At 70.6% G+C, this 11271-nt stretch carries 7 protein-coding genes and 1 riboswitch; of the genes, 3 read left to right on the forward strand and 4 right to left on the reverse strand.

The genetic code is table 11. The annotated features are described in order from the left end of the window. The first annotated feature begins 96 nt into the window (after window positions 1-96). Complete coding sequence (locus HMPREF0975_RS01835) at window positions 97-1905, forward strand: ABC transporter ATP-binding protein/permease (protein WP_009232403.1); 1809 nt, start codon at window positions 97-99, stop codon at window positions 1903-1905. Beyond that, window positions 1902-3749 carry an amino acid ABC transporter ATP-binding/permease protein gene (locus HMPREF0975_RS01840; protein ID WP_009232404.1) on the forward strand — a complete coding sequence of 616 codons (1848 nt, stop codon included), beginning with the start codon at window positions 1902-1904 and terminating at the stop codon, window positions 3747-3749. The genes HMPREF0975_RS01835 and HMPREF0975_RS01840 overlap by 4 nt, the downstream gene beginning before the upstream one ends. 65 nt (window positions 3750-3814) lie before the next feature. Here HMPREF0975_RS01840 and HMPREF0975_RS01845 read toward each other — a convergent pair whose 3' ends face one another. The 3 genes from HMPREF0975_RS01845 to purH all read right to left on the reverse strand — a co-directional run bounded on the left by HMPREF0975_RS01845 (window position 3815) and on the right by purH (window position 7754). Then, window positions 3815-5143: a dicarboxylate/amino acid:cation symporter gene (locus HMPREF0975_RS01845; protein ID WP_049939344.1), complete on the reverse strand. Its 1329-nt coding sequence runs from the start codon at window positions 5141-5143 to the stop codon at window positions 3815-3817. A gap of 383 nt (window positions 5144-5526) precedes the next feature. Beyond that, entirely contained in the window at window positions 5527-5826 is a 300-nt protein-coding gene (locus tag HMPREF0975_RS01850) for a DUF3017 domain-containing protein (RefSeq protein WP_009232406.1), read from the reverse strand. A 104-nt stretch (window positions 5827-5930) separates the two neighbouring features. Next, the gene (purH, locus tag HMPREF0975_RS01855) at window positions 5931-7754 is read right to left on the reverse strand and encodes a bifunctional phosphoribosylaminoimidazolecarboxamide formyltransferase/IMP cyclohydrolase (protein ID WP_009232407.1); all 1824 of its coding nucleotides are present in this window, start codon (window positions 7752-7754) and stop codon (window positions 5931-5933) included. A 23-nt stretch (window positions 7755-7777) separates the two neighbouring features. Then, a riboswitch (ZMP/ZTP riboswitch) is annotated at window positions 7778-7867 on the reverse strand. Between the two features lie 147 nt (window positions 7868-8014). Here purH and HMPREF0975_RS01860 point away from each other — a divergent pair. After that, window positions 8015-10510 carry a membrane protein gene (locus HMPREF0975_RS01860; protein ID WP_009232408.1) on the forward strand — a complete coding sequence of 832 codons (2496 nt, stop codon included), beginning with the start codon at window positions 8015-8017 and terminating at the stop codon, window positions 10508-10510. A 322-nt stretch (window positions 10511-10832) separates the two neighbouring features. On the opposite strand, the gene HMPREF0975_RS16535 is transcribed toward HMPREF0975_RS01860, so the two are convergent. Then, the coding region (locus tag HMPREF0975_RS16535) for a cell division protein PerM (RefSeq protein ID WP_009232409.1) at window positions 10833-11271 on the reverse strand (439 nt) is incomplete at its 5' end.

The raw sequence follows: 11271 nt of genomic DNA on the forward strand, positions 1-11271 counted from the left end.
TGATCCAGGCGTGATCCGTCCCGGTCCTGACAGCACCCCGTCTCGATCGATACTCTGGGGCCCTCCCCCAGCCCGCTTCTCGCCTCCAGGACCGTGATGAGCTCACGCCGATCCCCCGTACTTCTCCCGGCGCCGCTGCGTCGGGGTTCTAAGCCCCTGGCCCGAATCTCCTCGTCCGGCGGGCGCCGCTCGGGCGCCGTCTCCTTCGGTCTGACGCTGCTGGGTGCCCTGGGCTCGGGCTGGTGCCTCATCTCCACCGGGCGCGCCCTGGGGGCCCTGCTGGTCTCCTCGCCTGCGGCGGGCCTGCTGGCCCAGGCACTGGCCGCAGCGGTCCTGAGCGCCATCTGTCAGCTGCTGGCCCAGCGGGTCGCCCGCTCCAGCGCGCTCAGCGAGGAGGTCCACCTGCGCCGGCTCACGCTAGCCCATCTGCTCGGCCTGGGGCCGGCGCGCGCCGCCGACGTGCGCAGCGGCGCCACCGCCTCCCTCCTGACCGACGGCGCCGAGCGCGTGGCCCTCTACCGTCAGACCTTCCTCGCCCCCACTCTGGCCGCAGCGGCGGCGCCCCTACTGGTGCTCATCGAGCTGGCCGCGGCGGTCGACGTCGCACCCGCCGTGATTCTGGGGGTGGCCGTCATCGTGGTACCGGTCTTCATCACCTTCTGCCACTCGCGTCTGCGGGCATCGTCGTCGGACTCCAGGCGTGCGCGCACGCGTCTGGCCGCCGAGTACCTCGACGCCATCCAGGGGTTGCGGACCCTCACCCTGGCCCGGGCGGCCGAGCGCATCAGCGCCCGCCTGCGCCTGGAGGGGGAGACGAACCGGCGCGCCGTCATGGGCCTGTTGGCGGGAAACCAGCTCGTCATCCTGCTCACCGACAGCCTGTTCTCCCTGTTCCTCATCACCGTGGCCGCGGGGATGGCCCTCGTGCGCCTGTCGGGCGGAGCGATCGGCGTCGGCGATGCACTGGCGATCGTCCTGACCTCCTACGTGCTCCTGGAGCCGCTCGACCACGTGGGCGCCTTCTTCTACGTGGGGATGGGAGGCATGGCCAATCAGCGCGCCATCCGCCGGATTCTGGCGCGGCCCCTACCCCGGTCCGCGCCGAGTGCCCGCCCGGAGGCGGGTACCCCGGCTGGCGCGACGGCACAGGACGTCGTCGTGCTCGACGACGTCGCGGCCACCTGGGACGAGGAGCCGGTGCTCGAGGGCGTGAATCTGGTCGTGCGGCGCGGTGAGCACCTAGCGGTCGTGGGCCCCTCGGGTGCGGGAAAATCGACGCTCATGGCGATGCTCGCAGGGAACCTGCTGCCCAGCGCGGGCTCGCTGTGCGTCGAGGGAGCCGAGCTCACCGCCGCCACTCAGGACGAGGTGCGCGAGGCCTCCGCCCTGGTGGCGCAGACGACGTGGCTGTTCACCGGGACGATCGCGGACAACCTGCGCCTGGCCCAGCCCTATGCGACGCCGTCGCAGATGTGGCACGCCCTGGAAGCAGCCCGTCTCGACAAGGAGGTCGCGCTCATGCCCGCGGGGCTGGAGACGCAGGTCGGTGAGGCCGGACTGGGGCTCTCCGGCGGGCAGGCCCAGCGCCTGTCGCTCGCACGCGCGGTACTGGCCGACCGCCCCTTACTGCTGCTGGACGAGCCCACCAGCCAGGTGGACCTGGCCAGCGAGGCCGCCATCGTCGAGTCCATCGAGCAACTGGCCCAGGGCCGCACCGTCATCACCATCTCGCACCGCGAGGGGGCGCTGGTCAACGCCGACCGGATCGTCAGGGTCGCGGCCCGCGGGATTCACGAGGCGGGTACGGCCAAGGTACCGGCCGGCACCGGCGACGCCGACGACGCTCACGAAGGCGGAACCTCCGACGGGGCGGCCACCGCGCAGAGCGGGGAGGCGCGGTCATGATCCGGACCAGACGCTCGCCGGCGGCCCGGCCGCACGACGTCGGCGCACCGACTGAGAACGCGGCGAGCGGGCACGACGGGGCCTCAGGGCCGCAGCGGCCGTCGCGCACGGTGCTGGTTCGCTGGCTGCTTCATGTCACCCGCCCGGTGCTGTCGCCGCTGCTGGGCTCCACCCTGTGCCGCACCATCGACCTGCTCAGCGGCGTGTCCCTGTTTGCCCTGGGGGCCTACGCCGTGACCTCGATGGGACTGGCGACGACGAGCGGCGCACCATTGCCGGCCGTCTGGCCGGTGCTGGCCGTCATGGCGGGCCTGTCGATACTCAAGGCCGCCCTGCGCTACGCCGAGCAGTTCCTGGGCCACCTGGTGGCCTTCAAGGCCCTCGAGTTGCTGCGGGGGCAGATCTTCCGCTCGCTCATCCCCCGCTCGCCCCGGGTCAGTGCGACCTCCCGCTCGGGCGACCTGCTGTCGCGAGCCACCAAGGACGTGGACCGCATCGAGGTCTTCTTCGCCCACACCTTCGCCCCGGCGGTCTCCGCCGTCATCACCCCGCTCGTGGTGCTCGCGGTCATCGGTCTCAAGGTGTCCTGGCTGGTGGCCCTGACCGTGCTCCCCTTCGTGGCGCTCCAGCTGCTCATCATGCCCCGTCTGGGATTCACCGCCTCCCTGGAGGCCTCCCGATCCAGCTCGGCGGCGCGGGCGGACCTCACCCAGCACGTCACCGACACCGTCCAAGGCATGAGCGAGGTCGTCGGGTACGGACGCAGCCGGGAGCGTCTCGACGAGATGGCCAGGATCGACGCCGAGATCGCCGGCGCCTCACGGCCCGTGGGCCAGTGGGCCTCCGTGCGCCGGGGCGTCAACCAGATGGCGAGCCTGACCGCGCCGATCGCCGTCGTCGTGGTGGGGGCGATGCTGCCCACCACCGGCCGCGGTGCGGGCGTCCCCCTGCTTGCGGCCGCCGCGGCGGCGGTGCTGCGGATGAGCGAGACCGTGCGCGGCGTCGAGGAGCTCGCCGGCGCGCTCAACGCCTCCTTCGCCTCGGCCGAAAGGGTGTGGGAGGTCGTCAACGCCCCGGTGGAGGTACGCGACGGCGATCAAGAGCTAACCGGCGGTATCTCGCATGAGGTCCTGTGGCAGGACGTCACCTACTCCTACCCCAACACCGCCGCGCAGGCCGTCCGCGGAGTAAGTGTCAGGGCCAGGGCCGGCAAGTGGACCTGCATCGTGGGGGCCTCTGGATCGGGCAAGTCGACGCTGGCCCAGCTGGCCATGCGGTACGACGAGCCGGACTCGGGCCGCATCCTCATCGACGGCCAGGACGTGGCCGACCTGCGGGCGATCAGCCTCTACCAGGAGATCGGCATGGTGGATCAGAGGGTCCACCTCATGCGTGCCACCATCGCGGACAATGTGCGTCTGGCGGCGCCGGCGGCCAGTGACGCGCAGGTGGTCCGGGCCTGCCGGGCCGCCTGCATCGATGAGGACATCGAGGCCCTCGAGGACGGCTACGACACCCTTGTGGGCGAACGCGGGCAGTCCCTGTCCGGAGGCCAGCGACAGCGTCTGGCGCTGGCGCGAGCCCTCCTCGCCAACCCCGGAGTACTCATCCTGGACGAGTTCACCTCTCACCTGGACCCCGAGTTGGATGAGCGGGTACGGATCGGGGTGCGCACCTACCTGCCGCAGGCCACGATCATCGAGATCACCCACCGCCTGCAGTGGTCCGAGCAGGCCGACCACGTCGTGGTCATGGACGCCGGGACGGTGGTGCAGGCCGGTCCGCCGGCCAAGCTCCTGGCCGAGCCCGGAGCGCTGCGCATCCTGACCGCCCGCGGCCACTGACGGATGCACAGATCGGGCGCCGAGAGTTCCGGTGACTCTCGGCGCCCGATCGGGTGGCTGCCGTTCTACTCGCTGGAGCGGGCGGCGGCGGAGGCCTCCAGCTCCTCGGGGCTGACAACCCCTTCGACGCTGACCGCATGGAGGTAGGCCATGCCGTCGAAGGAGAGCTCGCGAACGTTCTCCGGGTCGCCCTCGTCGTTGACGGAGCCACCCGCCATGCGATCCACGATGATGGCGATGGCGCCGTCACCGGTGACGTTCGTGGCGGTGCCGAAGGAGTCCAGGGCGATGTAGGTGGCGATCATGAGGGCCACCTGCTGGTCGTTGAAGCCGAGCATGGAGGACAGCAGACCGGTGGCCGCCATGATGGCGCCTCCGGGCACGCCCGGCGCCGCCACCATCGTGATGCCGAGCATGAAGATGAAACCGACCCACTGGGCGGTGCTCACGTGCAGGTCCTGGGTGAGGACGATGGCGAAGGCGAAGGAGAAGATCTTCGAGGTCGATCCCGCCAGGTGGATCGTGGCGCACAGGGGGACGGTGAAGGAGGCCACGGCGTCGGAGACGCCGTTCTTCTTGGTCTGGCGCAGGGTGACCGGGATCGTGGCCGCCGAGGAGGACGTGCCCAGTGCCGTCAGGTAGGCCGGAATCATGGTGACCAGAGCCCTGAGCGGGTTGCGGCGGCCAACGACTCCGGCGACAACGAACTGGATGCCCAGGATGACGACCTCGAGGATGAGGACCACGACGACGACGCGCAGAAGCGCCTTCATCACCGCCCCGGCCGCACCGGTGTAGGTGAGGTTGAGGAAGATGCCGAAGATGTGCAGGGGCAGCAGCGGGATGATGATCCGCTCGATGAGGCGGGTGATGATGGCCCGGAACTCGATGAAGCCCTTGCGCAGGACGCCCCGGGGCACCATGGACAGGCCGATGCCCAGGACGAAGGAGAGCAGCAGAGCGGTCATGACCTCGACAGCCGGAGGCATCTCCACGGTGAAGTAGCTGCTCAGGGCCCCTTCGGGCTTGGCTACGTCAGCCAGTGAGGTTCCGGCGAGCAGGCGGGGGAAGGTGGCGGCGCACACCAGGAAGGTGAGGAAGCCGGCGAAGAGGGTGGAGGTGTAGGCCAGGGCCGTGGTGACGCCGAGCCACTTGCCGGCGCCGCGCCCCAGGTCGGCGATGGCAGGGGTCACGAGCCCGATGATGATGAGCGGGATGGCGAAGCTGAGGAACTGGCTGAACAGGTCGGAGAAGGTCGCGAAGATGTTGCCGACGGGCTTGGGAACGAAGGGGTGGCCTCCGAAGCGGATCGACCCCAGGAACAGGGCCAGCAGGATCGCGCCAATGACCCAGGTCAGGATGCTGTACGGAAGACGACGGACCATCGGAGCCATGCGGTGCGCGAAGCTCCTGAGCTTGCGCCCGCACCACCTGAACGGAGGCAGGAACAGCACCCAGCGGACCGGTCGCCACAGCAAAAGCAGCACCCAGCGGACGGGCCGCCACAGCAGAGCCAGCAGCCACCGGAGGGGGAACAGGAGCCTCCACACTGCGGCCAACAGGCGCCTGGTGAGGGATGAGGGATTGCTTGACATAGAGGGACCTTCAGGGTGTGAAACGAGATGACAAGACGTCTTGACTGGGGCCAGCGTGCCACACCGGCCGGTGACGGCGCCGCCTCGGACCGAGAAATGGGACCCGAACGGCCCAGATCACAGGAGGAGAGTGATCATGTCGACTGGAGAAATCGCCGGGGCCGATGACGCGACGGCGCCGCTTACATGATGTGGGGCAGGTTGACGTAGGAGGACAGGAGGAACAGGACTGCGGCCAGGGCGATTCCAAAGGCGACGTCGAACAGGCGGCTGCGCGCGGCCAGCCAGGTGCCGTCGGGGCGCTGGATCCTGACGATGGCGAGTGCCAGGATCCCGGTGGCCGCCCATAGGACGGCGATGCGGCGGTGTCCCAGCAGCGCAATGGCCGGGACCGCTGCCAGGCCAATGGCCACGAGGATGACGCAGATGGTGCGGTAGGGCTCCTTGTGCTCGGCCTGCCGGGGATGCGGGTCGTGAGTCACGGTGGTGAGCCTATCGGCGCGCAGGGGCGTCGGTCCACGACCTTCCTCCCGGGGGCGGCCCCGTGCCCGAAGCGAGAGCGACGGACCCGGGCCGCCGCAGCGGGTCAGTGGGCGAAGTGGCGGGTGCCGGTGAGGTACATGGTGACGCCGGCTGCCTGAGCGGCGTCGATGACCTCCTGGTCGCGAATGGACCCACCGGGCTGGACGACGGCGCGCACTCCGGCATCGATGAGGACCTGGAGCCCGTCAGCGAAGGGGAAGAAGGCGTCGGAGGCGGCCACGGACCCGCGGGCGCGCTCGGGCGCGCTCACCGCCTCTCCAGTCGGGTCTCCCAGGACCTCGGCGGCGTCGCCCCCGCCGACAGCGCCCTTCTCCACCTGCTCCGCCCGGTCCTTCTGCGGGCTGTCGGCTGCGGCGTCGCCGGTGGAGCGGGCGCCCAGGGTGTTGGCGCGCTCGACGGCGAGCTTGCAGGAGTCGACGCGGTTGACCTGTCCCATGCCCACCCCGACGGTGGCACCGCCCTGGGTCAGGAGGACGGCGTTGGAGCGCACGGCGCGCACCGAGCGCCAGGCGAAGGCGAGCTCGGCCAGGAGGTCGTCGTCCGCGGCGGGCCCAGCGGCCAGGGTCCAAGTCGCCGGATCATCGCCGTCGGCGCTGAGCACGTCGCGCTCCTGGATGACGGCGCCGCCGGAAACCTGCTTGATCTCGTAGCCCTCGCGCCGAGGGGCCTCGACGACGAGCAGGCGGAGGTTCTTCTTGGCGGACAGGATCTTCACGGCCTCGTCGGCGAAGGCGGGGGCGGCGACGACCTCGGTGAAGATCGGCTTGATCTGGAGGGCCATCTCGGCGGTGACGGTGGCGTTGGTGGCGATGACGCCGCCGTAGGCGGAGACCGGGTCGCAGGCGTGGGCCTTGCGGTGGGCCTCGGCGACGTCGCCGGCGGCCGAGACGGCGATGCCGCAGGGGTTGGCGTGCTTGACGACGGCGACCGTGACGACCTCGCCGTGGTCGTAGGCGGCGCGCACCGCGGCGTCGGTGTCGGTGTAGTTGTTGTAGCTCATGGCCTTGCCGTGGAGCTGGCGGGCGCCGGCCACTCCCCCGCTCGCCCCGGCGGTGCGGTAGACGGCGGCGCGCTGGTGGGGATTCTCCCCGTAGCGCAGGCTCGCCAGGCGCTCGTAGCCGACGCCGACATAGGCGGGAGGCGCGGCCGGCTCGCTCGAACCGGCCCCGTCCGCGGCGTCGGCCTCGACCTGCGCGGACAGCCAGGTGGACACGGCGGCGTCGTAGGCGGCGGTATGGGCGAAGGCCTCGGCGGCCAGGCGGCGGCGATCGGCCAGGGTGAAGCCGCCCTCGCGCACGGCAGCGGCGACGGCGTCGTAGCGCTCGGGGCAGGTGACGACGGCAACGGCGGGGTGATTCTTGGCGGCGGCGCGCACCATGGCGGGTCCGCCGATGTCGATCTGCTCGACGCAGGCGTCGAAGGGGGCGCCGGAGGCGACGGTATCGGTGAAGGGGTAGAGGTTGACGACGACCAGGTCGATGGGGGCGACCCCCAGGGTCCCCAGCTGGTCGAGGTGGTCGGGCTTGCGGCGATCGGCGAGGATGCCGGCGTGAACGGCGGGGTGGAGGGTTTTGACCCGGCCCTCGAGACACTCGGGCAAGCCGGTGACCTCCTCCACCGGGGTGACGGCCAGGCCCGCGGCGGCGATGGTGGCGGCGGTGGAACCGGTGGAGACGATCTCGACGCCGGCGTCGGCCAGGGCCCGGGCGAGCGGAACGAGGCCGGTCTTGTCGTAGACGGACACGAGGGCGCGGCGCACGGGGACGCGGTCGGGGCTGACGAGGCCCTCGGTGGGGACGTGGGCGGTGGGAACCGCCTCGGCGACTGTGTTGACCGGTCGGGAAGAACGAGAGGACGACGAGGACATGGCGCTCCTGCTGCAACGTGGGGGCGGGACGCCCAGGCGGGCGACGTCCCGATCGTGGACGGCCTCGGCCGCTCCCCGGTGGTGCCCCACCCTCGCCAGTCACGGCCGGGACCATCCTATCGAGTGGCGGCGCTCAGGCCACCAGCGCCGGCACGGCTCTGTCATCCTGTCTTCATCGGAGACGTCGCTGCTGGCGAATCGGCCGACCGAACGGCCTGTTTCCTTGCGGGCGGCTTTAGATACGGCATACAGTCCACAGCATGACTGCGCCCATCAACATCGCAGCGACACCGGTATACCGCGGGGTTCCTTCCGAGCGGTGGCAGGAGGCCGCCTCCGCCTACCGGCGCTGGTGGAGTCGCCATTCGGGGCTGTCCAGCGCTTTGAGCCTGGTGATGCGCGGAGCCTACGCCATCATGATCCCGTTGCTCGTCGCCGCCCTGTTCATCGTTCCGCGATTGGCTTATGCCGCCGTCCCGGCGGCGTTCATGGCCATCTGCCTCATGGTGGTGGCCCTGCTCGCGCGCACGCGGACCATCAGCTGGCGCTCGGTGGTGATTATGTACGGCGTCGGCGCCGTCTGGTCGCTCATCGTGGCCATGATCATGAGCTCCGTGCGCACCGGCGCGGGACTGTCCGTCATGGGCAACGGGATGAGCATCGCCCTGACTATTGCCCTGGACGTGCTCAGCCCCCTGGTGCCCCTGGTCCTCGTGGTGTTCCTGGCACCGGGCCGGATGCGCCGTCTGGCGGCCTCCGACTGGGCCCTGCTCGGTTTCGCCGCCGGCGCCGGCCTGACGGCCGTCAAGGACGGTATCCGGGCCCTTGAGGAGAGCAGCATGCTCGCCTCGATCCTGGGCAACGGGCGGCTGCCCTTCTCCTTCAATCCATGGACCTCAGGGTCGATGACCCAGGAGGACAGCAATGTCCTGGCGGTCAGCAACCAGGTCAGCACCGCCAACATCACGATGGCGGTGGCCCTGGCGATCACGCTGTGGCGCCTCAAGGACTCACCGGCCTTCGAGGGGGCCAGGAACCTCGTGTGGCTGCGGATCGTGGCCTGGATCCTGCCGGCGGTGGTCATCCTGCAGTCGGTGAGCGACCACGCCACCTACATCGCCAGGATCGCCCAGCAGCTCGGCCACAGTGACTCCGGTGGCGGCTTCCCGGCGCTGCTCATGTTCCTGTGGCGGGTCAATGGCGGAGGCCTGAGCGCTATCCCTTTGTCCGTCATCCTCATGGCCGCCTGCCTGCTCCTGGACGCCCACCGTCGCGCCTACGCGGGCGTGCACGGCTGGACGGTGGCCGGGGCGCCGGCACCCCGCTACCCCAACCTCACTGAGGCGCCGCCATTCGTGCGCGCTCTCATCGTCTCGGTGGTGGCGCTGGCGAACTTCACCTGGGGCGACCTGGCCGTCACCTGGGGCGCCTACGGGGACCTGCGCCAGGGGCGCCTCTACGCCATGCGGGCGGGTCGGGCGACTGCCGAGCAGGTGCGCGGCGTGCGGGCCGACGCCATGGAGGCCACGACGCCGGGCGCTGAGCCGAATGCCCGCCAGGGCTTCCGCCTGGGAATCCTGGTGGTCAGTGTCGTGCTGTTCCTCCTGTGCTGCATGTACGAGGTGCGCACCGTCTGGCAGCTCGCCCCCGAACTCAAGGAGACCGAGGACGACCTGTTCCTCTCGGCGCTGCCGCGCCTGTTCTCCCAGTGGTGGAGCGGGTTGAGCGGCACCCAGGGGCTCCTCTACGCGATCGGTGCGCTGGCCGCGGTGGCTATGAGCCTGTCCCTCGTCTTGATGCTGGGGGCGCCGGGGCGTCGCATCAGCACAGCGCCGTCGTCGAGCAGCCTCTTACGTCACCTAGTCACTCTCACGCCGGGGCAGGCGTGCTTGGCCCTGCTGGACTTCGCCATGACCTACATGCCGCGCTCGGCTCTGAGTGCGAGTCCCGCCGGGGGCGGTACTGACCTGGCCGCCGAGCTCTCGGTCAACCGGCGGATCCGGGGTGCTGAGAGCTTCTCCGAGAGCCAGGCGCTGTTCACGGCGCGCACCAAGCGGCAGGTGGCGGTCGAGGCCGATATCGCGCGCCTTCGGAAGCTCGCCGAGTCCTTGGGCGTCGTCGACATCGAGGCCCTGGAGCCCAGCCGGATCGATGAGACCGTCGCCGATCTAGCCGACTCCGGGGCCGACTCCCAGGTCGTCGGCGAGATGCGCGATCTGGCCGCCTCAGTGTCGGAGCAGCAGGCCGAGATCCTGGGCCTGACGCGCCGCCTCAACACCGGTAACGGCGAGCAGTTCGCCATCCTGGAGGGGCTGCGAATCACCGACGCCTTCCGGGTCAGTGCCATCGACCAGCGTCCCGTCGACAGCCCGGTCCACGCTCTGGGACTTTCCTCCGGCGGGGCTCAGCTGGTCGTCGTCGAGTATCAGGGGGCCGCCCCCACCATCGATGATGACGACGAGACCGACATTCCTCCCCGCAGGCTGCCGGGCCGGGCGGCGCACAAGTCGGCCGATAACGTCCTGGAGCAGATGGCCTCCGACGAGCGCGTCACGCGATTCTTCCACGAGTCCCCCGACCTGTGGCAGGCCCTCAAGGAGGGCCGCGCGGGCCTGGAGGCGAACGTCCTGTACACCCCCATTCCCGGGATGACCTACCGGGCCGGGTCGGCGCCCCTCGCGGTGACGCCTGAGCTCATCAAGGCCGTGGACACGGCGATCGGCGCCCTGAGCAGCGCCGATGCCCCGGCCCGCTGACTCGAACAGTTCTGCATGCTCAGAGTCCACACCAGTGGGCGCTGTGGGCGCCACGTGGTTGGTGACGCGAGCCCGCAGAACCTGACAGGGACCGTGGTGATCCTGGCCGGCCTCGACCGCAGAGCGGGGCGGCCGGCCAAGCGGATCGGGAACTGCGTTCTCCATCGAGAACGTACCCATCCCGCAAACCACTGACGTCCATCCTCAGTCGTCTGCGGGAGAACTCAGTCCTCGATCGAAAGGTACGTTCCCGCGCAGCGCGGTGCGCCGCTGTCTCCCGCCCTGCGCGGGCCGTTGCAACCCTCCGAGGGGAGCACCGGCCCTACGCCTCGCCGTCCTGCTCTTCGACGTCGTCCTCGTCCGCATCTCGACGCCGGTCGGTCGCCGGCAGGATCGACTCGGGCAGGGCGCCCCTGGCCCAGGTGCGCGTATAGGGGTGGGCCAGGATCGCCATGGCGGCCAGGCCGACCCCGACCTCGACGAAGACGAGGATCACGGTGTAGAGGACCTGGGGGCCGACGTCGGTCATCCGGCCCGGCCCCACAGAGCCGGAGGCGGCCAGGCACAACAGCCCCACGCCGGCGGCCACGAGGAGGGCGGCGGCCCCGGCGGCGCTGACGGCATGGCGCACCCGCAGGGAGTTGAGGACCGCCCGACGTCTCCAGGCGGCCACCATGGCGCCGACCGTCACCACGAGTGGGAGCCATAGGCCCGCGGTGCTCAGCGGCGCCGCTGGCAGCAGTCCCAGCAACGGCAGGGCG

Origin of the sequence: Actinomyces sp. oral taxon 849 str. F0330, assembly GCF_000239715.1 — a bacterium.
GTDB lineage: Bacteria > Actinomycetota > Actinomycetes > Actinomycetales > Actinomycetaceae > Actinomyces > Actinomyces johnsonii.